The sequence below is a fragment of the Clostridium niameyense genome, assembly GCF_001243045.1.
In the GTDB taxonomy this organism is placed as follows: domain Bacteria; phylum Bacillota; class Clostridia; order Clostridiales; family Clostridiaceae; genus Clostridium_F; species Clostridium_F niameyense.
This window is the reverse complement of the sequence record NZ_LN849007.1, coordinates 363,450-387,111: the sequence shown is the minus strand read 5'-3', so window position 1 is coordinate 387,111 and position 23,662 is coordinate 363,450. Positions and strand designations below refer to the sequence as shown.

The following is a 23,662-nucleotide window of genomic DNA, read 5'->3' as shown; positions in this document are numbered from 1 at the left end:
AATTTATGGCTTTAGAGTCTCGTTATAATAATGTTATTAATGGTAATATTACATTTATAGGCAATACCCTAGGACTTAGTAAAGCTCGAGATAGTCAAGATATGGGTACCGCTGATGCTATTGGTGCATTTATAACCACTAATACAGGTCTTACTGTACCTACTTACCCTGCTGGCACTACCTTAAATATATCTGAAAATTCTTCTTCAGCTATCTTAAATTTAGGTTCAGGAAATGAAATTCAATTTGCCTATTTGATATGGGGTGGCACTTACGTAGTTCCAGGAACTGATTTAAGTTCCGCTCCAAATAATAAAATTAAATTTACAGCCCCAAATAATCCCACTCCACGTAATCTAAGTGCTGATAAAACTAATTATGCACAACCATATCCCAGTGTTTCTTTATACTCCCACATGGCGAATGTTACTAAATATGTTGCTCCTGCTGGAAATGGAACTTATACAGTTAGCCAAGTTGTAGGCACAACTTCCCCCTCTAATAATGTATATAACTGTTGTGGTTGGACTCTAGTAGTAATCTACAAAAATCCTGAACTATACGATTCAAGATATATAAATTTTTATTATGGTCTTGATCATATAAATACCTCTGATAATTATGAAACAACTTTTACAAATTTTGAAACTAAACCATCTCCTAGAGCAAATACTGCAAGATTTTTAGTAAGTGCCATGCAAGCTTCCGCTGATGTAAAAGGAGATCAAGTTTTATTTGGTCCTGACTCCTCCAATTTGACGGCATTATCTGGTCCTAATAACCCAGATGATAATTTCTTTGGTTCTCAAATTAATGGTAATAATGGATCTATAGATACATCAGGAACCTTTGGTAATAGAAACCATGATATATTAACAGCTACAAATGTTTCTGGAGGTCGTCAAGGATGGGATATTACAAATATAGATATTGAATCTAATATAACTAATTCTCAAAAGCAGGCAATTTTAAAATTTCAGACTTCCAATGATAGCTATTATCCTAATGCATTTGCTCTGGTAACTACTATAAAATCTCCTAGTATAGTTATTTTAATAAATGTATCTAAATATATGTTAGGGTCTATTGGTGATACATTTAAAATTACAATGCGTATTTCAAATTCTGGAGAAGCAGATGCCAACTATATATTAATAAAAGCTGCTTTACCTTATGGATTAACGGGTGTACTTGATTCTGTAACAGTTGATGGTGTTAATCAAGGTCATATTAGTATAGATGAAGGATTTGCCCTTTCTGGATTAGAAGTAGGAAAAAGTATAACAGTAGAAGCCTTGGCTCAAGTTTATGCTAAACCAATTAAATATCCTAACCAATACGTAGTCTATGGAGATGTATACTATAAATTTGCTAATCTTATTGGCGGAGATTATACAGGGGACAAATATAGTAGAAGTATCACTCTATATTCAGCTCCTGTAGATATCTCTAAAACCTCTACAAAAAAAATTGTCAATCCTACTGGAGATACAGTACAATATACTATAAATGTTACTAATAATTCTAATGTCACTGTGAATAATGTACTAATAACTGATGTACTTCCTAACGGTCTCTCTTTTTCTAACAATAGTGTATCTGTTGATGGCAGCAATAATTCATCTAATATTGTTACAACTGGTGTTTCTTTAGGTACAATGGCTCCTAGTGAAACTCATGAAATTTTATTTACTGCTGATGTAAACTCTGCTCCAGGCAGTGGTGAAAAATATGAAAACTTTGCAAAGGTTGCATATCAAGCTACTTTTGGTTCAATTCCATATAATAATGAATATACAAGTCCTGGTTATTCTATATATACAAATGCAATAATTATAAATCCTACTATTAATAAAATTGCTAATAAAAAAATAGTAACTTCAGGAACAGATACTGTAGAATATACTATATCTATTACTAATGATTCCAGTAATGTAAATACTAATGCCATGACAGATATGGTTTTAACTGACTCATTACCTAATGGTTTATCTTATAAAACCGGTACCTTAACAATTGATGGTAACAATTCAAGCGATTCTCCAACAACCGGAATAAATATACCTAATCAATTAATTCATGGTGGAACTACTGTTATTAAATTTACAGCTGACGTAAATACAGAACCCCCTACTGGATTTGAATATGTAAATCAATCTACCTTAACTTATAAATTTAATAGCCCTGTTGGACAACAATCCAATACAGCTAATAGTAATTCTAATACTATTTATTCATCTTCTATTGTGGTAAAACCAACATTAAACTTAACTTCTAATGTTTCCTCTGTAGTGCTTGGAGATACTATTGAATATACTGCTACAATTACTAATAATAATGCTACTGAAATTGAAAATGCTATCTTTAACAATGGCCTGCCAAATGGTTTATCCTTTATTCCAAATACTTTAACCATCAATGATACTCCAAATCCAGCTACATCCCTTGAAAGTAATATTTCTTTGGGTAATATTACAAACGGTAATGCTGTTGTAGTTAAATATTCAGCTCATGTTGATTCTGTTCCAAATGATGGATTAACTTATCCTAATACCTTTACTTTAAATTATGATTTTCAAAGCGTTGCAGGAAAATTAAATTATACTCTTAGAAGTAATACAGATAGTATAACTATTAATATTCCTATTAGGGCCACAGTTGTATTAAGCGCTAATAAAACCTATGTAACTTCTATAGGAGACACCATAGAATATACAGCTACTATTAGTAATCCAACTACTAACACTAATACTAATTCCATTTATGATATAATTTTAAGTGATATGTTGCCTAAAGGTTTATCCTATAAAACTTCTTCATTAACCATTGATGGTATTTCTTCTAATAATCCTATTACTAATGTTTCTGTAGGTACCTTAAATCATGGAAATAGTAGCACCATTAAATTTACTGCAATTGTGGAAGCTGAGCCTACCACTGGAAACACATATGAAAATTTAGTTAAAGTGAATTATAAATTTCAAAACGCTTTAGGTGAAAATACAGGTAATATCAATAGTAATCCTGTTAAAGTCTATTCCCCATCTATTATTATACATCCAACGTTAAACTTAAAATCTAATAAATACTTTGTTGTAGTAGGTGATACCGCATCTTTCACAGCTACAGTTACAAATAGTACTTCTACCCTCATTAATACTGCTACTTTTTCAACTAAGTTACCTAAAGGTTTATCATTTGTATCAAATTCATTAACTATCAATGGGGACCTTTATCCAGATTCAGCCTTTAATAATCCTATTGAGTTGGATGCTATACCAACTAGCACCTCTATAATTATTAAATATTCAGTTAAAGTAACCTCTGCTTCAAGTAATGGTGGAATTTATCCTAATTTCTTTACTATAAATTATTCATTTACTAGTCCCGTTGGAAATTTAACTAATACCATTAATAGTAATACTGTTAATCTTGCAACTAACAATACTACTATTAATCCACTAGCATTTAAAAATATGGTCTATAAAACTGCTAAAAATATACCACTTGTTGAGAAAATTATATCCGCTAATATTTCTTCAAATTCCTTATCATATTCAATAGAAACTTATCCTTCTAATGGATATGCCTCTATTAATGAAAAAGGTATTTTTAGATATACACCAAAGGTAAATTTTTTAGGTGAGGATAAATTTTCTATATTAATAGAAAATGCAGATATTGGATCAATAACTTTAGATATAAATATTTTAGTAGTTACAAATTTAATAAACCCATCAGGGGAATTTCCTTATTGTCTAAAATGATTTATATTAAATAAAACGTCATGACTTTTATTTAAAAAGGGTAACTAAATTAAATTTAGTTACCCTTTAACCTTTAATGGATTATTTTGTTTTTTTTCTTTAGCTAAACTAACTTGGCTATCTAATAATTTTTTTTCTAAATCCATTATTTTATATTTAGCAGATTGTATTTGAAACTTTAATTCTTTTGATTGAGATTTATACTTATTAGTCGCCTCCATATATTTTTTAGCCGTATCTTGCATTAAATCCATTTCTACTTTCATTTTGTTTATTTCTTCTTCTTCTTTTTTATCACTAGAATCTTGGTGTTTTAATTCTATTAACTTATTTTTTAATCTTTCGTTTTCTTTATTTTGTTCTTCTAATAAACTTTGTAGTTTCTCTATTTCCTGATTTTTTAATGATTCCAATTTTTCAAATTGAACTTTAAAATTGTTAAACTGTTTTTTCATATCAGAAAATTGCTCTTCAGTTTTAAATTTTTCGTCTGCAGCATTTATAGCTGTTAAAATTGAAGCTGAAGAAGTGCTAAGCTTAGGATTATTTTCTAAAATTTCTTCTACCTTTTTGTCTACATACCTTGCTACTTTATGTAAATAATCTTCTTGCTCCTCACCTTTTAAATTATATTCAACTCCATTTATTTTAACCGTTATAATATTCATGAATACACCCTCTTAGACATTTGCTATTATAAATGTATTTTAGTATATTTATTATCTAACACTAATTCTATCATAAAATAGCATTATATAAAACAACATTTTAATAACATTATCTAAGTTGTGCTCCTAATCTATTTTCTAAAGTTGTTACAATTTTATTATGAACTTTATTTACTTCCTCATCTTTTAAAGTTTTATCAATTCTTCTATAAATTATTGAGTAAGCTATACTTTTCTTTCCTTCTGGTATTTGCTTTCCAGTATATACATCAAATAAAGTAAAACTTTCTAAAATATTACCACCTTGATTTTTTATGATATTTTCTATTTCTTGAACCATTACTTCCTTATCTATAATTACAGCTAAATCTCTAGTCACCGCTGGAAATTTTGGTAATGGTTTATATTCTTTTTTTAAATTAGATTGTTTATATAGTTCATCTAAATTTAATTCTGCTATATAACATCTTTCTTCTATACCATAATTATCCTCAACATCTGGATGAACTTCCCCTAATATACCTACATATTTTTTCTTTATATTAAGAATTGCTGTTCTCCCTGGATGGAAAGTTGGGTTTTCTTCTTCTCTTTTTAATTTATAATTTTCTATTCCAAATACCTCTAATACATTCTCAACTATACCTTTTAAATTATAGTAATCTACATTACCATATAATCCTATAGTTAGTATATTTTTTTCTTCTGGAAGTTTATTTGCATCTTCATTAGGAATATATATCTTACCTATTTCAAATAAAGCTGCATAATCATTATTTCTTGAATAGTTTCTAGCTAAAGCTTCCATCATAGAAGGTATAGTTGTAGTTCTCATTATACTAAAATCTTCTCCTAATGGATTCTTTATTTTAACTACCTTTCTTAAAGGGCTTTCATCAGTTACTAATACTTTATCAAAAACTTTAGGACTTACAAAAGAATAACTTATAGATTGATTTAATCCACTAGATATTAAAGTATTAATAACTTCTTCTTCTAGTTTTTGTTTTTCATTTTTTCCTGCTTTAGAGCTAACACTTTTTATAGTAGTAGTTGGTATATTATTATATCCATATATTCTTGCAACTTCTTCTGCTATATCTTCTTTTATATTTAGATCACATCTAAATGTAGGTACATTAATCTTTAACATATCTCCATTTATATTTGTTGATAATTCTAACCTATCTAAACAATTCTTCATTTCTTCTTTTGATAAATTAGTTCCCAAAAATTTATTTATCCAATTACTATCTACAGTTAAAGTGTGAGGTTCTACCTTTTCATTGTATATATCTATAGTTCCTTCCATTACTTTTCCTGCATCTAATTCTTCTATTAAAGCACAAGCTCTATCCATAGCTAATTGTACTAAATTGGGATCTAAATCTTTTTCAAATTTAGAGGATGCATCTGTTCTTAAAGATAATTTTTTTGAAGATATTCTTATATTAGTTCCATCAAAATTTGCACATTCTAATATTACTTCATTGGTATCTTCTTTTACTTCTGAATTTAATCCACCCATTATACCTGCTATGGCAACTGTGTTACTACCATCTTTTATACAAAGTATATTCTCATCTAGTTCTCTTTCTACTTCATCTAATGTAATAAACTTTTCATTTTGTTTTGATTTTTCTACAACTATATTGTTAGTTTTTATTTCTCTTCTATCAAAAGCATGCATTGGTTGACCTAATTCAACCATAACAAAATTAGTTATATCAACTATATTATTTACAGGTTTTACTCCAGCTTCTAATAATCTTTCCTGCATCCATCCTGGAGATTGAGTTATTTTTACATCTTTAATTCCCCTTGCCATATATCTTCTGCATAAAGTATCTTTTACATCTACTTTTAACATATCATTTATATTTTCGATACAAGATGCTTTGTATTCCGTATTTGGCATAGTATATTTAGTATTTAAAGTTGCTGCTGTTTCTCTTGCTATACCTATTACACTTAAACAATCTGGTCTATTAGATGTAATCTCAAAATCTATAGTAGCACTTTCCATATCTAAAACTTTTTTTATATCTACACCTAAAGGAGTGTCTTTTGGAAGAATCATAAGACCATATACTGGTTCATCTCCAGCTAATCCTAGTTCTTCTTCAGAACAAAACATTCCTTCTGAAACTTCTCCCCTTAATTTACCCTTTTTTATCTTTAGTCCACCATGTAATGAAGCACCATGCAATGCTACTGGAATAATATCTTGTTCTTTCATATTAGTAGCTGCTGTTACTATCTGTATATTCTCTTCTTTATCTATATTAACACTACATACAGATAATTTATCTGCATTAGGATGTTTCTCTATCTTTTCTATTTTTCCTGTAACTACATTTTGTACTTCGTCTCCTGTAGTTATAACTTCTTCAACCTTAGAACCGGATAATGTAAGCATATCTCCTAATTCATTTGGTGAAATATCTATATTAACATAATCTTTTAACCATTTTATTGGAACTAGCATAAATTAATACCTCCCTATTATTTTAAAATTGATTTAAAAATCTCATATCACTTTCATAAAGTAGTCTTATATCATCTATTCCGTACTTCATCATAACCATTCTATCTACACCAAATCCAAATGCAAAACCACTATATACTTCTGGATCTATTCCACAATTTCTAAGTACTTGAGGATGAACCATACCACAACCTAAAAGTTCAATCCATCCACTTCCTTTACATACTTTACACCCTTCTCCATTACATACAAAGCAAGTAGCATCCATTTCTGCTGAAGGTTCTGTAAATGGAAAATGATGCGGTCTAAATTTAGTCTTCATTGTATCTCCAAACATTCTCTTTGCAAAAGTTTCTAAAGTTCCTTTTAGATCTGCAAAAGTTATATCTTTATCCACCACTAAACCTTCCATTTGATAAAATATTGGTGAATGTGTTGCGTCTGCTGAATCTGAACGATATACTTTTCCTGGTGATATCATCTTGATTGGAGGATTTTGCTTTTCCATAGTTCTTACTTGTATTGGTGAGGTTTGCGTTCTTAAAACTATATTATCATTTATATAAAAAGTATCTTGCTCTCCTCTTGCAGGATGATTCTTAGGAATATTTAATGCTTCAAAATTGTAACTATCAAGCTCTATTTCAGGACCCTCTTCTATAGTAAATCCCATAGATACAAATATATCTGTCATACTTTCAAGTGTTAAATCAAGTGGATTTCTTTTGCCTATTCTTTGTTTTTTACCTGGCATAGTTATATCTATTTTTTCTTTTTCAAGTCTTGAAGCTTTTTCTTTGTTCTTAATTTCACTAACTGCCTTTTTAATTCCCTCATCTATATATTCTCTTATTTCGTTAGCAACTTTACCTATTATAGGTCTTTCCTCCGGTGTTAATCTTCCCATTCCTCTTAAAATTTGTGTAAGTTCACCTTTTTTGCCTAAGTACTTTACTCTTAAACTTTCTAATTCTTCTTTACTTAAAGATTTCTTTAATTCTTCTATAGCACTATTTTTTATTTGTTCTAGTTTATTGCGCATTATTTTACTCCTTTCTATAATTAATAATTAATTTTTATAATAAAAAAAGTCCCTCCCTATAAAAGGGACGAACTTAACCGCGGTACCACCCTAGTTAACATAGAATACCTATGCTCTCTTGTGTAAGTATTATCGAGACTTCCCCGCTAAATGCTACTCAACTTCACACTTAGAACTCCAAAGCGAACTTCAACATTAAAATTTTAGAAGGTTTCCAGCCATAGCCCCTCCTCTCTTTAAAAAACTTTAATATCTACTCTCTTTATCATAGTTTAAAATATAAAAGTTTAACTCTTTTCATAATTTTACATATAGTTTTATCTATTGTCAACCCATTTATGAATCATTTCCTATTTTCATCTGTCTTACTCTCTCAAAAGTCATTATAGAGCAAGCTACTGATACATTTAAAGATTCTGATCCACCAGGCATTGGTATTTTAACCTTTAAATCACTTAACTGCATTAAATCTGAGCTTACACCATTTCCTTCGTTACCAACACATATTATCATATTTTCAGTCATATCAACATTATAGAAATTATGCTTAGTATCCAATGAACTGGTTAAAAGTTTAAATCCACTTTCTCTTAAACCTTTTATAACTTCTAAAGAGTTATCTTCTATTATAGGAATATAGAAAATAGATCCCATAGTAGATCTTAAAGTTTTTTCATTATAAATATCTACAGTACCCTTGGTTGTTATAACACCTAATGCATTAGCAGCATGGGCTGTTCTTATTATAGTTCCCATATTCCCTGGATCTTGAACCTTATCCGCCAAAATATAGAATCCATTGTTATAATTAACATTTTCTAAATTCATATACTTTACTACAGCTAAAATTCCTTGAGGTGTTTTAGTATTACTCATAGTCTTTAATACATTGTTAGTTACCACATAAGTTTTTATACCCTTATTTATTTTATACTTTTCATATAAATTTTGTAGTTTATTTAAAGAATTCTCTTCTATATATATACTATCTATATTACTTTTAGATTTTATTGCTTCCTCTACAAATCTAAATCCTTCAACTAGGAACTTTTTCTTTTCAGACCTATATTTTTTTTCTTTTAATTTTCTTGTTTCTTTTATCATTAAATTATCTTTACTTGAAATTATTGTTTCCTTATACATTATATTATTCTCCGCTCATACTCTCTACCTTACTAAGATCTTCTTCGCTACCTATGGCTACAATTATATCCCCTTCTTCTACTATATCCTCAGCCACTGGAGACACATTTATTTCTTCTCCTCTTTTAAGAGCTACTACATTTATACCATAATTAGCTCTTATACTTAATTCATTTAAAGTCTTATTATACCACTTTTTAGGTATTGCTATTTCAGCTATACTGTAATTTCTTGATAATTCTATATAATCTAATATATTACTAGATACTAAATTATGAGCCACTCTAACTCCCATATCTCTCTCTGGAAGTACTACTCTATCTGCACCTATTTTATATAAAACCTTAGCATGTAATTCACTATTAGCTTTTGCTATAATGTATTTTACACCTAATTCCTTTACAATTAAAGTAACCATGGTACTAGCCTGTATATTAGAACCTATAGTAATTACAGCCACATCAAAATTTCTTATTCCTAAAGCTTTTAGGCTATTTTCATCTGTAGCATCTAATTGTACAGAGTGAGTCACAGAGTCTGATATACTTTGAACTATATCTTCATTAGAATCAATAGCTAAAACTTCATTACCTAGGGAATATAAAGTATTAGCTACAGATGTACCAAATCTTCCAAGACCTATAACTACAAATTGTTTTTTACTCATAATATCCTCCCTATCCTACTAGTATTTTTCCTTCTGGGTATTTAATAGAATTAGACTTTAGTCTTTTTGCAAAAGCCATAGCTAATGTTAAAGGTCCAACCCTTCCTGCATACATAGTAAGTAAAATTACAACTTTACCTACGGAAGTAAGTTTAGTAGTTATACCTAAAGTTAATCCTACCGTAGCAAAAGCTGAAGTGGCTTCATATAAATAATACTCAAAAGGAACTCTAACTTCAGTTATAGAAAGTATCATAGTTACTGTTATAACTAAAGTAAGACTTATAACAGTTATAGCTAAGGCTCTATATATAACTTGCTTACTAATTCTCTTTTTATCTATTTCCGTATCTTCTTTACCCTTTACCACACAAACCACAGTCATAATTAAAACTCCTGCGGTAGTAATCTTTATTCCACCTGCTGTAGAACCTGAAGCTCCACCCACAAACATTAATAATATAGTTAAAAATTTACCTGCCATTGTCATATCTGAGGTAGAAATAGAATTAAATCCTGCTGTTCTTGGAGTAACTGCTGCAAATAAAGATGATAATATTTTATCTTTTAAATTCATATTTGCCATAGTAGCTGGATTATTATGTTCGAATATAAACATTAGTATAGTACCTACAACTATTAATATAAATGTAGCTATTAATACCAACTTTGAGTGAGTTGACAATCTCTTATTCTTCTTGTAAGTATATATCTCCTGCCATACATAAAAACCTAATCCACCTATTATTATTAAAGCAGAAATTACAAGTATTATAACAGGATTATAATACACACCTGTTAAACTAGTAAAGTTTCCAAAAAGATCAAATCCAGCATTACAAAAAGCAGATATTGAATGAAATATACTATAATATATCCCTTTAGCTAAACCATACTGTGGTATAAATTGAGTTGATAAAAGTAGTGCTCCTGAACCTTGAATTGAAAATGTAAATAATAAAATATACTTAGCTAATTTAACTAAGCCTTGTATATTAAATGCATTAAGGGCCTCTTGCATAACCAATCTTTCTTTTAGAGTAATTTTTTTACCTAAAATTAGAGCAAATAAAGTAGCAAAAGACATAAAGCCTAAACCACCAATTTCTATTAAAATTATAATAACTGTTTTTCCAAAATAAGTCCAATAAGTTCCTGTATCCACAACTACAAGTCCTGTTACACATACTGCAGATGTAGATGTAAATAAGCAATCTAGAAATGGTGTACTATTACCACTTTCAGCTGCTATGGGCAAACTTAATAATATTGCTCCAATTACTATAACTATAGCAAAACCCAATGCCAATATTTGAACAGGAGCTAATTTTATTTTTTTATACCTTGTATTTTCCATTTGAGTGAATACCTCCTATTTAAAATACAAATTCATTATAGCATTTAACCTACTTTTGTCAATTTAAAAATAATATTAAAAAATACGGCTTTAAAGCCGTATTTTAATATCTAAGCATTTAATTGTTTTTTAGCTATTTCTACTAATTCTGCAAATGCTTTTGGATCATGTATAGCTATTTCTGAAAGCATCTTTCTGTTTATATCTATACCAGCATTTTTTATTCCATTCATGAATTTTGAATATGAAAGACCATTCATTCTTGAAGCAGCATTTATTCTTGCTATCCAAAGTTTTCTATAATCTCTCTTCTTTAATCTTCTTCCTACATATGCATTTCTTAATGCTCTTATAACTGATTCATTTGCTGTTTTAAATAACTTGCTTTTTCCACCATAATATCCTTTTGCAAGCTTTAATATTTTTTTATGACGTTTACGAGCGTTCATTGCTCTTTTTACTCTTGCCATTCAAACTACCTCCTTGGTATCAATCCTCTATTATAAGTATGGTAATATTTTCTTCATTACTTTTTCTTGTGAATCTGAAACATAACCTGTTTTTCTAAGATTTCTCTTTGTTTTTGTGCTCTTTTTTGTTAATATATGACTTTTGAAAGCCTTAGCTCTTTTTAACTTTCCTGTTCCAGTAACTTTAAATCTCTTAGCTGCACCTCTATTTGTTTTCATTTTTGGCATCTAGAATTCCTCCTCTCACTTATTACGCCTTTTTAGGCCCTAATATCATTATCATGTTTCTTCCTTCTAGTTTTGCTGGTTTTTCTATTGTGCTAACTTCTTCTACTTTTTCGAAGAATGCATTTAATATCTTATTTCCTTTATATGAGTAATCAGCTTCTCTACCTCTAAATCTTACAGTCACCTTAACTTTATTTCCTGCTTCTAAAAACTTCTTAGTTCTATTAGCTTTAATTTCTATGTCATGTGCCTCTATTGTAGGACTTAATCTAATTTCTTTAATGTTGATAACCTTTTGATTTTTTCTAGCTTCTTTATCCTTTTTAGTTTGCTCATATAAAAACTTACCATAATTCATTATCTTACATACTGGTGGTTTAGCGGACGGAGCTATAAGAACTAAATCTAATTCTTTCTCATCAGCTATTTTTTGAGCTTCTCTTGAAGATAATATCCCCAATTGCTCACCAGTTTCACTTACAACTCTTAATTCTTTTTCGCGTATTTGCTCGTTTAATAGGAAATTTTTATTAATAGTTTCCACCTCCAAATAATTAAACCGAAAACACTTAATATATAAATAAAAGACGGCATATGCCGTCTTATATATCATAGTATAAAATATATCTCTACACTATACAACCCTACTAGCTATGCTGTAAGGTGAGAAACGGCCTGTTTCTTCTTTAAACATCTATTAAATTTAGGTTTATTACAATAATGAATTATACTATTAATATAATCTAATGTCAATAGGTTTATAGTATATTTTTATTAATTTGTTTTTTCAACACACTCTTTTTCTATTCTGCTTATAAATTCTTGTAAATCCATAGAACCTAAATCTCCATCTTTTCTACTTCTTACAGAAACCTTTCCACTTTCCATTTCCTTATCTCCTATAACTAACATATAAGGAACTTTTTGAAGTTGTGCTTCTCTTATTTTATATCCTATTTTTTCATTTCTAGTATCAATTTCTACTCTTATATTATTTTCTTTAAGCTCAGATTCAATCTTCTTCAAATAGTCAAATTGATTATCTGTTATATTCATTAATTTAACTTGTACTGGTGCAAGCCATGCTGGGAATGCTCCTGCAAATTGTTCTATTAATATACCTATAAATCTTTCAACACTTCCATATATAGTTCTATGAACCATAACTGGTCTATGTTTTTCCCCATCTTTTCCTATATAATTTAAGTCAAATCTTTCAGGCATTTGAAAATCTAATTGTATAGTTCCACATTGCCATGTTCTTCCTATACAATCTTTTAAATGGAAATCTATCTTAGGACCATAGAAAGCTCCATCTCCTTCATTTAATTTGTATTCTTTTCCTACAACTTTTAAAGCTTCTATTAATCCTTCTGTAGCAACATCCCAATCTTCATCGCTACCCATGGAATCTTCTGGTCTTGTTGAAAGTTCTACAAAATATTCAAAACCAAATACTTTATAGAATTTATCTATTAATCTTATTACACCTACAATTTCATCTTTTATTTGTTCTTTTGTCATAAATAAGTGTGCATCATCTTGTGTAAAACATCTAACTCTCATTAATCCATGTAATGCACCAGATAACTCATGTCTGTGAACTATTCCAAGTTCTGAAAGTCTTAATGGTAATTCCCTATAAGAATGCATTGAATTTTTATAAACTAATATTCCACCTGGACAATTCATAGGCTTTATAGCATAATCTTCATTATCTATTTTTGTGAAATACATATTTTCTTTATAATGATCCCAGTGTCCTGATTGATGCCATAATGCTTCATTTAATATTAGTGGTGTTCTTATTTCTTGATAACCTGCTTTTGTATGTTCTTCTCTCCAAAAACTTTCAAGAATATTTCTTAGAACAATTCCCTTTGGATGGAAAAATGGGAATCCAGGACCTTCCTCATGCATAGTAAATAAATCTAATTCTTTTCCTATTTTTCTATGATCTCTTTTTTTAGCTTCTTCAAGCATGTTTAAGTATTCTTCTAACTCACTCTTCTTAGTAAAGGCTGTTCCATAAATTCTTTGAAGCATCTTATTTTTTTCGTCGCCTCTCCAATAAGCCCCCGCTACTGAAAGTAGTTTAATAGCTTTAACTTTTTTTGTAGAAGGTACATGAGGACCTGCACATAAATCAACGAAATCTCCTTGTTTATAAAAAGATATAACCGCTCCCTCAGGTAAATCTTCTATAAGTTCAACCTTATATGGTTCATTTTTTTCTTTCATATATTTTATAGCTTCTTCTCTTGGAAGCTCAAATCTTTCTAATTTTTCATCTTCCTTAACTATTTTTTCTATTTCCTTTTCTACTTTTTCTAGCATTTCTGGTGTAAAAGTAAAATCCGCATCAAAATCATAATAAAAACCAGTGTCTATAGCAGGACCTATAGCTAATTTTACTTGTGGATACAATCTTTTTACCGCTTGTGCTAGTATATGGGATGCAGTATGTCTTAAAGTCCATTTTCCCATTTCATCTTTAAAATCTAATATTTCTAAATTGCAATCTTTGTCTAAAGCTGTCATTAAATCTTTAGTTTCTCCGTCTACTTTAGCCGCTATAGCTTTTTTATAAAGTGCTGGACTTATCTTCATAGCAACGTCAGATATTGTAGTTCCTTGTTCAAACTCCATAACTTTTCCATCTTTTAATGTTACTTTTATCATAAATACTCCTCCTCTTTATGTATATTTAGACAAAATAAAAAACTCCCCCCAAAACATGGGACGAGTAATAACCGTGGTTCCACCCAAATTAATAGCATTTAATATAAAATACTACTCACTCTAACCTTATAACGCAGGCAACGATTATACTTACTATATTCAGTATATAACTCCAAGGTGGTTTTCAACAGAACTTATTCGGAAAATCTTTCAGCCAGTGGATCTTCTTCTCTTTGAATAGTAACCTATTTACTCTTCCTCATCATTGTCTATTAATATTATAATTTATCATATATTATATTCCCATTACGTACACTTGTCAATAAACCTGAAGTTTTTAATTAAAATTTAATTTTATTCAATAACTCTATAGTATTATTATAACAGGAAACCCTATTTTCAAATACATTTTTGATAGTATTTATAAATTCCTTATTTTTACAATTATTTAATCCATAAATTTTTATTTTATTTGGTACATTAGTTATAAGCCAACTTATAATCATATCCTCTAAGTTTATATTTTCTATAAATTTTATATCATCTACATCTATATATACTTCTTCTGTTAGATCCTTTCCTTCTGAATCCTTTAAAGTATATTTGCCACCTTTTTCTATAATTATATTAATCTCATCTATTTTGCTTTCCTCTATTTCCACAAAATACTTAAGTAATTTTATAAATTCACTATATTCTTTATCAACCATATATTTTTCAACTATTTTTTCAACTATTCCTTGCAAATCTTCACTTAAACTTTTTATTCTAAATGTTATAAAACCATCTATATTCAACTCATTATTTTCATTAATAATTTTTGATATTTTATTTATGATAGCATTTTTTTTATTTAAACAATAAATAGAATCTTCAAGATCAAACTTATCAGTTTTAAGTACTTGTAAAATCCTTTTCTTTATCTTTACTATGTCTTCATTTTTCAAGAAAAAATATGTATCTCTTATAAAGTCATACATGTTACTATTTATAAATTCATCCACAACAATATTGTATAATATATTAGACATATGTATATTAAAGTCCTTTAACACTCTATCATTTAAAGTTTTTTCAGAATATACCTTCACGAAGTGAGTTTTATTCTCTATACTTTCAGATATTCCTATTATTACACCTTTTTTTCTAAAATCTTCAACTAATTTTCTTGTATCTTCTATAATATTTTCTCTATCTTTATTATAAACTAAAGTAAATATTAACATACTCTCACTCCTTTCTTAAAAATAGTATGCGTTTTAACTCAATTCATATACTTAATATTTCAAAAAAAATATCGACAATATTTTTTAACATTTATAATACTTAATTTAAAACGTATAATGTTTATATAAGTTAGGAGGAATCTTATATGAAAATAGCTTTTATAGATAGTAGAACATCTTTAAAGGAGAAAAACAATTTAGAAAAATTAAATATTAAAATAATCTGTTGTCCATTATCATCAAATCTTTATAATGCCGTATGTGGTCATCCTGATATGCTTATTCACTTAATAGATGATACTACAATATTAGTTCATAAAGATATAGATAAAAATTTTATAAATCTATTAACTTGCTTGGGTTTTAATGTAATTTTATCTAAGAATTCACTAAAAAATGAATATCCTAATGATATAATATTAAATGCTGTAAATCTCCCTAATTTATTTATGCATAAATTAGCATATACAGATCCTCAGTTATTAAATTTAGTTAAAAATAAAAAATTATTAAATATATCTCAAGGATATTCTAAGTGTTCTACTGCCATAGTATCAAACTCTGCTATAATGACTAGTGATGTTAAAATAGCTAATATTTTAAATAATAATAATGTAGATGTACTTTTATTACCTCCTGGTGATATTTCACTTCCTGGATTAGACTATGGATTTATAGGTGGTTGTTGCGGTCTTATAGACTCTAATACCATAGCTTTCTTCGGGGATTTACATAAGTATAAATATGAAAGAGAAGTTTTAAATTTTTTAAAAAAACATAATGTAAAGCCTGTATTTTTAAGCAATAATAAATTAATTGATAGGGGTAGTCTACTTATAACAGAACTTTAACTAAAAAAATTGAGCCTATATTTTATATAGACTCAATTCTATTTATAAATTTTATTTCATTTCTACCTTTTCAAATATTCCTTTAGATAATGATATAATCCCTAAGCTTATTAAAGAATTGTAAATTATAATAGATAGATAAGCATATAAGTTTCCAACAAATCCTTTATACATTATCATGAATGTTGAAGATATAACTATGCCTGGAGAAACTATTAATATAAGTATAATAACTTTTATAAAAGATTCTATAGTCTTACTTATTTTTCCACCAAAAAATCTTCTTATAAATAAATCTGAATATATAAAAATAGCTCCGAAACTTACATAGCACATTATACAAAGTATTAGATAAATAATATTAGTTTTTAATATTATTCCTGTAATAGAAAATAAAATTGTACCATCCACTAAATTTTTTATATGATTTGCTATAGTTGCATAAAATATTTTACATTTAGAATCTTCTGGCATCAAATATATATACGGCTTTGAAAGCTCATCTGCCCATTTACCTTGAAAAGTACATATTAGAAGAATATATACTGAAAAATACAAAGTAAAATTTATGCTCATTTTAGCACAAAAAGCAAATACAAAAGATACTATTCCAATAATTATAGTCATTTTATCTACAAAGAAAAATCCCAACTTTTTATATTCCAACATCTGTTTTTCAAATATAATTTTAGCTCCATTACTTCTTAAAGCTCCTTTTACTTTTTTAGCTTTAAATCCTTTGTTAAAATCCATAGCTTTCTTGCCTTCTTTGGCTTGCTTTAGTTGTTTCTCTTTTATTGATGCATTAGATATAGCATCCTCGTAATAATCTATATGCAATGTATATACTACATATACTATAAGTGCAATTACTACTACAATCTTTATTAAATTTATAAAAAATTGTAAATTAATTCCATATACAGATGCATTAAATACCTTTGTAATCCAAGTTATAAATCCTAAATTTTCAAAAAATCTCTGATTGAAAAATGAGATAAAAGCAGATTTCACTGATTTTTCCCTTAAAACATTAAGTAAAAAACTTCCTGCAAATAAAGTTGCCAAAATATTAATTAAATATTTTATACCTATTTTATATTTTGGTGAACGATAAGATACAGAATAGATTAATACTCCTAAAACAGAGTAAACAATTTGAAGTAAAAATATACCTATAAATATTGTCCAAACCCCATTAGGCTTTATAGGAAAGAATTTATATAAATTAGGCACTTGAAATAGTAAAAAGAATATAAGTATAACATCCTTATACATTTCCTTCAAAAATCCATAAATCAATACTTTTTGTGGTTCAATAGGAGCTGTAAATATTAAATTTACATCACTCATTCTAAAAAATGACCCACCTTTTTTTAAGCCTGTATTTACAGAAAAATATATTACTATCAAAGTTGATACTGTGGCTATAGCTTGAAATAACTTTGTTGAATTTTTATTATATTGTAAATTAGTCATACCTTTAGTTGAAATCATCATAAGACATAGAATACCTATACAGAAAACATATAGTATAAGTTTTGTTGGGTTATTTTTAAGATTCTTTATAGAATTTTTTATGCTTTTTTTAACTATGTAACCAAGTGACTTCATTTTTTATCCCTCCGTTACTTCAAAGAATATTTCTTCTAAGGATTCATTTCTATCTATAAGTTCTTGTCTTGTCCTTGAAAACACTATTTTACCCTCATTCATTATAAGTGCTTTATCCCAAAGTTCATTTATGCTATCTATAATATGAGTACTTATAATTATAGCTACACCCTGCTCTCTTAACTCTAAAAATATTTTTTTTAGTTCTTTTATGGCTTTAGGATCTAAACCTATCATAGGTTCATCAAATAAAATGACTTTAGGATTAACTATAAGTGAACAACAAATACTAACTTTTTGTTGCATTCCTTTTGAAAGTTCCCTACCTAGCTTGTCCTTTTTATCCCATAAGTCAAATCTTTTTAAAAGTTCTTCTGCCTTATCCTTATAATCATCTATACTATAAGCCTTAGCCATATATTCTATATGTTCATATACAGTTAATAATTCATATAATGCTGGTACTTCAGGTACATATGCGAAATTTCTTTTTGCCTCTATAGTTTTATTTAAATTATTGCAAATTTTTATTTCTCCTTCAAATTTCAAAAGACCTACTATAGATTTTATAGTAGTACTTTTCCCTGCTCCATTAGGTCCTAAAAGCACTGCTATTTCTCCATTATTTACTTCAAAAGAAACATTGTCTACAGCTTTAAATTTATTATAAATTTTAGATAAATTATTTACTGAAAGCATATTAAATACCTCATTTCATTATTTATTTGTTTTAAAATTATAGAATAATTATACTTTAATGTACAAAAAAGGTGATATCTCTGAAGATATCACCTTTTTGGAGGCGCCACCCAGATTTGAACTGGGGATAAAGGCTTTGCAGGCCTCTGCCTTACCACTTGGCTATAGCGCCAAATAATGGAGCGGAAGACGAGATTCGAACTCGCGACGTTCACCTTGGCAAGGTGACGCTCTACCACTGAGCCACTCCCGCATTTGGTGGCTAGACCAGGAATCGAACCAGGGACACGAGGATTTTCAGTCCTCTGCTCTACCGACTGAGCTATCCAGCCATTTGGCGACCCAGAAGGGGATCGAACCCTCGACCTCCGGCGTGACAGGCCGGCACTCTAACCAGCTGAGCCACTGGGCCGCATTGTATGGTGGGCACAACAGGGCTCGAACCTGTGACCCCCTGCTTGTAAGGCAGATGCTCTCCCAGCTGAGCTATGCGCCCATACCAATAACGACAATAATATTGTATTATAAATTCTACATATTGTCAACAGGCATTTAAATAAATTTCACTATATTTCTTTTAAAATATCACCTATTTCTTTATGGGTAAATGTATATGATTCATTACAAAAATGACATTGTATTTCTTCATCTTTTCCATCTTCATATATTTCGTTTAAGTCCTTTTTTCCTATGCTTATAAGTGCCTTTTTAACCTTTTCCCTAGAACAGTCACATTTATACTCTGGAGTTGTGTGATCTAATATTTTTAAATCCATATCTTTAAAAATGTATTCTAATATTTCTTCAATACTCATTCCTTTTGATATCATTTCTGTAATCGAAGGGATTTCTTGTAACCTATAAGTTATTAAATCCGCTAACATTTCATTAGCACCTGGCATCATTTGTATTATAAATCCACCCGCTGATTTAATAGATAGATCTTTATCTACTAACACTCCTAATCCTACTGCAGAAGGTGTTTGTTCTGAAACAGTGTAGTAATACGCTATATCATCACCTATTTCCCCTGTATATATAGGTACCTGTCCTATATAAGGTTCTTTAAGTCCCATATCCCTTATAACAAGTAGATTTCCATTTCTTCCTATTATACCACTTACATCTAATTTTCCTTTATCATTAGGTTTTAAATCTGCTAAAGGATTTCCTATATATCCTTTTACATGAGCATCTGAATAAGAAGTAACAACTATTCCTTTTGCTATTCCTCCACCTGAAATTTGTAATGTTAAAGTATCCTTTTCACTTTTTAAAGTTGAACCCATTAAGACCCCTGCTGTAAGCATTCTTCCTAAAGCAGCAGCTGCTGTTGGAGCACAATTATGTATCTTTACACCTTTATTTACAAGTTCTGTAGTTATGGCACCTATTATTCTAACTTCCCCATCTTTAGCTATAGCTCTTACTAATTTATCACTCATTTGTATTGCACCTCTATCCTATTAATTATTAAAATAGTTTATTTTTTACTATAACAAAAACTATTCTTTCTGTTTTATCTATTATTTTCTTTTCCTCATAGCTATCTAGTAATTTTACTATTTTAAATCCTTTATTTTTTATAATATCTTCTATCTCTTCTTTTTTATAGGCCCTCTCTTTATGTTCTTCATCGAACCTAAAATAAATATTATCCTCCTTGTTTATAAAAAAAGATATATTCATTTGTACTATATCATCTTCTAAATAATTTTCCCATATATATGTTATATTTTCATCATCATAATTAAAAAGATTATTTCCCAACACCTCAGATAATTTATAATAAGAATTTATATCAAATATAAAAATTCCATCATCTTCTAAATGATTATAAACATTTTTAAAAAAACTTTCTAATTTATTTTTATCTAATATATAGTTAACTGAATCTAAACAACAAGTTATTAAATTAAACTTTTTATTTAAATTCAAATCACATATATCTTGGCAAATAAATTTTGACTTTATCTTATGATTTCTAAATTTATTCTCTGCTTCTGTAAGCATATCATAAGATAAATCTACTGCCCAAATAGACTTAAAATTTGAAGCCAATTCTAATGTTAAATTCCCCGTACCGCAGGCTAAATCTAAATAATTATCTTTATCTATATTCAATTCATTACAAATATTTATTATAGTGTTACTCCACTTTTTATAATTTATATCGTCGTTTATAAGATCATCATATATATGTGCAAATTCCCTATAGCAGTTCATAAACAAAATCCCCTTATTAAAATTAAATAAATTATTACACTACTAATAAATATTATATATTTTTACTAAGTAAGTCAATAAGCTTTAAATTATTCTTTACCCATTTTTAATATATCCTCATTTTTAGGAAGTTTTAGTTCTTTTTTTCTCCTAGTCATAATACCGCCTATTCTACCAGTTTCCTCTGAGGTAAGTCCACCCCATCCGAATTTATCTACTTTATCTTGCAATCCTAGTTCTTTTGCTATTTCATATTTCATATTTTCTCTTATTTTTTCATGCTTTGTAAGTTCTTTATTTGCTTTTATTTTAGCTTTAATAACTTTCTTTAACGGCGTTTTCCCCATAATGTTTACCCTCCTAAAAGTAATTATTAATTATTATTTTTCACAACTTAGGGGGTTTTTATACTAAGACATATCTATAAAACAATTTAAAAGAGATTGATATAATAATCAATCTCTTTTAAATTAATTTTATTTCTATATTTTATGTAAGCATATTTTAAATATAATTTAACTTCAAAAATAATATTAACACTTAAATATAATTATTAATATAAATGACATGCAACAAAGTGATCTTTTTCTACTTCTTTGAATTTAGGCCTTTCCTCATTACATATAGATTTTGCATATTTACATCTAGCTGCAAATCTACAGCCTGATTTTGGATTTATAGGACTTGGAACTTCTCCTTTAAGCATTATCCTTTTCTTTCTCTTACCTACCTTAGGATCAGGAATAGGTATAGCTGATAATAATGCCTTAGTATATGGATGCTTTGGATTATCATATAGCTTTTGACTACCCGTAAGTTCTACCATAGTACCAAGATACATTACCCCAACTCTATCTGATATATGTCGTACCATAGAAAGATCATGAGCTATAAATAAATAAGTAAGTCCTAACTTTTTTTGAAGATCTATAAGTAAGTTTACTACTTGTGCTTGTATTGATACATCTAAAGCAGATATAGGTTCATCACACACAATAAATTTAGGTTCTATAGCTAAAGCTCTTGCTATTCCAATTCTCTGCTTTTGTCCCCCAGAAAATTCATGGGGAAATCTTGAAACATGCTCTTTGTTTAATCCTACTAAGTTCAATAATTCATATATTTTTTCCATTCGCTCTTTTCCATTATATAAATTATGAATGTCTATACCTTCTCCTATTATATCTCCAACTGTCATTCTTGGATTCAAGGATGCATATGGATCCTGAAATATTATCTGAGCTTCTTTAGTAAATTCTCTTTTTTCTTTTTTTCTTAATTTATGAATATTTACCCCTTCAAAAAGTACTTCTCCCTCAGTTGCTGGATATAATCCTAATACAGTTCTTCCACAAGTGGTTTTTCCACAACCTGACTCTCCAACTAATCCTAATGTTTCACCTTTTCTTATATTAAAACTTATATCATCCACAGCCTTTAAAACTGAATCTTTTCCAATCTTAAAATACTTCTTTAAATTTTTAACTTCTATTAAATTTTCTTCTACCATTACTCTTCACCTCTGTCTTCAATGGGATTATTGACTTTAGGTGCTAAAGAATGTATAAGCCAGCAAGAAACCTCATGAGTATCAGTTATTTTTGTAATTTCTGGCATTCGCTCCTTGCATATTTTCATACAATTTTCACACCTTGAAGCAAAAGGACATCCAATAGGTGGTTTAATTAAATCTGGAGGTGTTCCTTCCAATGAATATAACTCCCCTTTATGTTCTGTATCTAATCTTGGCACAGATTGAAGTAGCGCCCATGTATATGGATGCTTTGGTTTATAGAATATTTCATCTGTAGTTCCTCTTTCTATAATTTTTCCCGCATACATAACTTGAATTCTATGAGCTACGTCAGCAACCACCCCTAAATCATGAGTTATCATAATAACTGCTGTATTTAATTTAACCTGTAGCTCTCTTATAAGACCCATTATTTGAGCCTGTATAGTAACATCCAAAGCAGTAGTTGGCTCATCTGCTATAAGCACTTTAGGATTACAAGATAATGCTATAGCAATCATTGCTCTTTGCCTCATTCCCCCTGAAAATTCATGTGGATATTGATTAGCTCTTTTCTCAGCATTGGGTATATTAACCAATTTTAATATATTTATAGCCTCGTGAAAAGCTTCTATTTTATTCATTCCTCGATGTATAATTAAACTTTCAGCTATTTGTTTTCCCACTTTCATAGTAGGATTGAGAGAAGTCATTGGATCTTGGAATATCATACTTATATCTGATCCCCTTAAATTTCTAAGTTCATCTTCATTCATGTCTAATATATTTCTTTTATTAAATATAATCTCAGAATCCTTCTTTATCTCACCTGGAGGTTCTTGAATTAATCTCATAATAGATTTAGCCGTTACTGTTTTTCCGCAACCTGATTCACCTACTATGGCAAGAGTTTCACCTTTATTAAGATAGAAATCTATTCCCCTTACTGACTGTACTTCTCCTGCATAAGTATGATAAGAAACCTTTAAATTTTTTACTTCTAATATTTTTTCATCCATTA

At 28.7% G+C, this 23,662-nt stretch carries 20 protein-coding genes, 5 tRNA genes and 3 other annotated features; of the genes, 2 read left to right on the top strand and 23 right to left on the bottom strand.

The window, feature by feature from the left end; all coding sequences use genetic code 11:
- Positions 1-5 precede the first annotated feature (5 nt).
- Positions 6-3,767, top strand: coding sequence for an Ig-like domain-containing protein (locus BN1711_RS02895; protein ID WP_050606686.1), 3,762 nt, complete (start codon positions 6-8; stop codon positions 3,765-3,767).
- 59 nt (positions 3,768-3,826) lie between these two features.
- On the opposite strand, the gene BN1711_RS02890 is transcribed toward BN1711_RS02895, so the two are convergent.
- From BN1711_RS02890 to ytxC, 11 genes are all read right to left on the bottom strand, one after another.
- Positions 3,827-4,435 carry a cell division protein ZapA gene (locus BN1711_RS02890; protein WP_050606685.1) on the bottom strand — a complete coding sequence of 203 codons (609 nt, stop codon included), beginning with the start codon at positions 4,433-4,435 and terminating at the stop codon, positions 3,827-3,829.
- Positions 4,436-4,544: 109 nt separating this feature from the next.
- The gene (pheT, locus tag BN1711_RS02885) at positions 4,545-6,923 is read right to left on the bottom strand and encodes a phenylalanine--tRNA ligase subunit beta (protein ID WP_050606684.1); all 2,379 of its coding nucleotides are present in this window, start codon (positions 6,921-6,923) and stop codon (positions 4,545-4,547) included.
- 22 nt (positions 6,924-6,945) lie between these two features.
- Entirely contained in the window at positions 6,946-7,965 is a 1,020-nt protein-coding gene (gene pheS, locus BN1711_RS02880) for a phenylalanine--tRNA ligase subunit alpha (RefSeq protein WP_050606683.1), read from the bottom strand.
- 60 nt (positions 7,966-8,025) lie between these two features.
- Positions 8,026-8,243: a binding site (T-box leader), on the bottom strand.
- A 58-nt stretch (positions 8,244-8,301) separates the two neighbouring features.
- Positions 8,302-9,093, bottom strand: a complete 792-nt coding sequence (locus BN1711_RS02875; protein ID WP_129582169.1) for a TrmH family RNA methyltransferase — start codon at positions 9,091-9,093, stop codon at positions 8,302-8,304.
- Positions 9,094-9,112: 19 nt separating this feature from the next.
- Positions 9,113-9,775, bottom strand: coding sequence for a potassium channel family protein (locus BN1711_RS02870; RefSeq protein WP_050606681.1), 663 nt, complete (start codon positions 9,773-9,775; stop codon positions 9,113-9,115).
- 10 nt (positions 9,776-9,785) lie between these two features.
- Positions 9,786-11,132 (bottom strand): TrkH family potassium uptake protein, encoded by a 1,347-nt coding sequence (locus BN1711_RS02865; RefSeq protein WP_050606680.1) that lies wholly within the window; start codon positions 11,130-11,132, stop codon positions 9,786-9,788.
- A gap of 110 nt (positions 11,133-11,242) precedes the next feature.
- Positions 11,243-11,602: a 50S ribosomal protein L20 gene (gene rplT / locus BN1711_RS02860; protein ID WP_050606679.1), complete on the bottom strand. Its 360-nt coding sequence runs from the start codon at positions 11,600-11,602 to the stop codon at positions 11,243-11,245.
- A 30-nt stretch (positions 11,603-11,632) separates the two neighbouring features.
- The gene (rpmI, locus tag BN1711_RS02855; RefSeq protein WP_050606678.1) at positions 11,633-11,830 is read right to left on the bottom strand and encodes a 50S ribosomal protein L35; all 198 of its coding nucleotides are present in this window, start codon (positions 11,828-11,830) and stop codon (positions 11,633-11,635) included.
- 22 nt (positions 11,831-11,852) lie between these two features.
- The gene (gene infC / locus BN1711_RS02850; protein WP_050606677.1) at positions 11,853-12,380 is read right to left on the bottom strand and encodes a translation initiation factor IF-3; all 528 of its coding nucleotides are present in this window, start codon (positions 12,378-12,380) and stop codon (positions 11,853-11,855) included.
- A gap of 22 nt (positions 12,381-12,402) precedes the next feature.
- Positions 12,403-12,523 (bottom strand) — a sequence feature (ribosomal protein L20 leader region).
- A gap of 81 nt (positions 12,524-12,604) precedes the next feature.
- Positions 12,605-14,512 (bottom strand): threonine--tRNA ligase, encoded by a 1,908-nt coding sequence (thrS, locus tag BN1711_RS02845; protein WP_050606676.1) that lies wholly within the window; start codon positions 14,510-14,512, stop codon positions 12,605-12,607.
- Between the two features lie 53 nt (positions 14,513-14,565).
- Positions 14,566-14,787: a binding site (T-box leader), on the bottom strand.
- Positions 14,788-14,853: 66 nt separating this feature from the next.
- Complete coding sequence (gene ytxC / locus BN1711_RS02840) at positions 14,854-15,738, bottom strand: putative sporulation protein YtxC (RefSeq protein WP_050606675.1); 885 nt, start codon at positions 15,736-15,738, stop codon at positions 14,854-14,856.
- A 146-nt stretch (positions 15,739-15,884) separates the two neighbouring features.
- Here ytxC and BN1711_RS02835 point away from each other — a divergent pair, with 146 nt between their 5' ends.
- Complete coding sequence (locus BN1711_RS02835; RefSeq protein ID WP_050606674.1) at positions 15,885-16,589, top strand: DUF6873 family GME fold protein; 705 nt, start codon at positions 15,885-15,887, stop codon at positions 16,587-16,589.
- Between the two features lie 51 nt (positions 16,590-16,640).
- Here BN1711_RS02835 and BN1711_RS02830 read toward each other — a convergent pair whose 3' ends face one another.
- The 12 genes from BN1711_RS02830 to BN1711_RS02775 form a co-directional block, all read right to left on the bottom strand.
- Complete coding sequence (locus BN1711_RS02830) at positions 16,641-18,203, bottom strand: putative ABC exporter domain-containing protein (protein WP_050606673.1); 1,563 nt, start codon at positions 18,201-18,203, stop codon at positions 16,641-16,643.
- Between the two features lie 3 nt (positions 18,204-18,206).
- Positions 18,207-18,902: an ABC transporter ATP-binding protein gene (locus tag BN1711_RS02825; protein WP_050606672.1), complete on the bottom strand. Its 696-nt coding sequence runs from the start codon at positions 18,900-18,902 to the stop codon at positions 18,207-18,209.
- A 98-nt stretch (positions 18,903-19,000) separates the two neighbouring features.
- A tRNA-Cys gene (locus BN1711_RS02820) sits at positions 19,001-19,074 on the bottom strand.
- 6 nt (positions 19,075-19,080) lie between these two features.
- Positions 19,081-19,155 (bottom strand) — tRNA-Gly (locus tag BN1711_RS02815).
- A 3-nt stretch (positions 19,156-19,158) separates the two neighbouring features.
- A tRNA-Phe gene (locus BN1711_RS02810) sits at positions 19,159-19,234 on the bottom strand.
- Positions 19,235-19,237: 3 nt separating this feature from the next.
- Positions 19,238-19,314: transfer RNA gene (locus tag BN1711_RS02805), tRNA-Asp, on the bottom strand.
- Positions 19,315-19,322: 8 nt separating this feature from the next.
- A tRNA-Val gene (locus BN1711_RS02800) sits at positions 19,323-19,398 on the bottom strand.
- A 70-nt stretch (positions 19,399-19,468) separates the two neighbouring features.
- Positions 19,469-20,347 (bottom strand): Hsp33 family molecular chaperone HslO, encoded by an 879-nt coding sequence (gene hslO / locus BN1711_RS02795; protein WP_050606671.1) that lies wholly within the window; start codon positions 20,345-20,347, stop codon positions 19,469-19,471.
- A 28-nt stretch (positions 20,348-20,375) separates the two neighbouring features.
- Complete coding sequence (locus BN1711_RS02790; protein ID WP_050606670.1) at positions 20,376-21,128, bottom strand: class I SAM-dependent DNA methyltransferase; 753 nt, start codon at positions 21,126-21,128, stop codon at positions 20,376-20,378.
- 89 nt (positions 21,129-21,217) lie between these two features.
- On the bottom strand, positions 21,218-21,475 hold the full coding sequence (locus tag BN1711_RS02785; protein WP_050606669.1) for an alpha/beta-type small acid-soluble spore protein: 258 nt from the start codon (positions 21,473-21,475) through the stop codon (positions 21,218-21,220).
- A 206-nt stretch (positions 21,476-21,681) separates the two neighbouring features.
- The gene (locus BN1711_RS02780; RefSeq protein ID WP_050606668.1) at positions 21,682-22,638 is read right to left on the bottom strand and encodes an ABC transporter ATP-binding protein; all 957 of its coding nucleotides are present in this window, start codon (positions 22,636-22,638) and stop codon (positions 21,682-21,684) included.
- Complete coding sequence (locus tag BN1711_RS02775) at positions 22,638-23,660, bottom strand: ABC transporter ATP-binding protein (RefSeq protein WP_050606667.1); 1,023 nt, start codon at positions 23,658-23,660, stop codon at positions 22,638-22,640. The genes BN1711_RS02780 and BN1711_RS02775 overlap by 1 nt, the downstream gene beginning before the upstream one ends.
- Positions 23,661-23,662: the final 2 nt, after the last annotated feature.

Coding starts and splice junctions, on each gene's coding strand:
- BN1711_RS02895 (WP_050606686.1), top strand. CDS start 6: ATGGCTTTAGAGTCTCGTTATAATAATGTTATTAATGGTAATATTACA.
- BN1711_RS02890 (WP_050606685.1), bottom strand. CDS start 4,435: ATGAATATTATAACGGTTAAAATAAATGGAGTTGAATATAATTTAAAA.
- pheT (WP_050606684.1), bottom strand. CDS start 6,923: ATGCTAGTTCCAATAAAATGGTTAAAAGATTATGTTAATATAGATATT.
- pheS (WP_050606683.1), bottom strand. CDS start 7,965: ATGCGCAATAAACTAGAACAAATAAAAAATAGTGCTATAGAAGAATTA.
- BN1711_RS02870 (WP_050606681.1), bottom strand. CDS start 9,775: ATGAGTAAAAAACAATTTGTAGTTATAGGTCTTGGAAGATTTGGTACA.
- BN1711_RS02865 (WP_050606680.1), bottom strand. CDS start 11,132: ATGGAAAATACAAGGTATAAAAAAATAAAATTAGCTCCTGTTCAAATA.
- rplT (WP_050606679.1), bottom strand. CDS start 11,602: ATGGCAAGAGTAAAAAGAGCAATGAACGCTCGTAAACGTCATAAAAAA.
- rpmI (WP_050606678.1), bottom strand. CDS start 11,830: ATGCCAAAAATGAAAACAAATAGAGGTGCAGCTAAGAGATTTAAAGTT.
- thrS (WP_050606676.1), bottom strand. CDS start 14,512: ATGATAAAAGTAACATTAAAAGATGGAAAAGTTATGGAGTTTGAACAA.
- ytxC (WP_050606675.1), bottom strand. CDS start 15,738: ATGTTAATATTTACTTTAGTTTATAATAAAGATAGAGAAAATATTATA.
- BN1711_RS02835 (WP_050606674.1), top strand. CDS start 15,885: ATGAAAATAGCTTTTATAGATAGTAGAACATCTTTAAAGGAGAAAAAC.
- BN1711_RS02830 (WP_050606673.1), bottom strand. CDS start 18,203: ATGAAGTCACTTGGTTACATAGTTAAAAAAAGCATAAAAAATTCTATA.
- BN1711_RS02825 (WP_050606672.1), bottom strand. CDS start 18,902: ATGCTTTCAGTAAATAATTTATCTAAAATTTATAATAAATTTAAAGCT.
- hslO (WP_050606671.1), bottom strand. CDS start 20,347: ATGAGTGATAAATTAGTAAGAGCTATAGCTAAAGATGGGGAAGTTAGA.
- BN1711_RS02790 (WP_050606670.1), bottom strand. CDS start 21,128: ATGAACTGCTATAGGGAATTTGCACATATATATGATGATCTTATAAAC.
- BN1711_RS02785 (WP_050606669.1), bottom strand. CDS start 21,475: ATGGGGAAAACGCCGTTAAAGAAAGTTATTAAAGCTAAAATAAAAGCA.
- BN1711_RS02780 (WP_050606668.1), bottom strand. CDS start 22,638: ATGGTAGAAGAAAATTTAATAGAAGTTAAAAATTTAAAGAAGTATTTT.
- BN1711_RS02775 (WP_050606667.1), bottom strand. CDS start 23,660: ATGGATGAAAAAATATTAGAAGTAAAAAATTTAAAGGTTTCTTATCAT.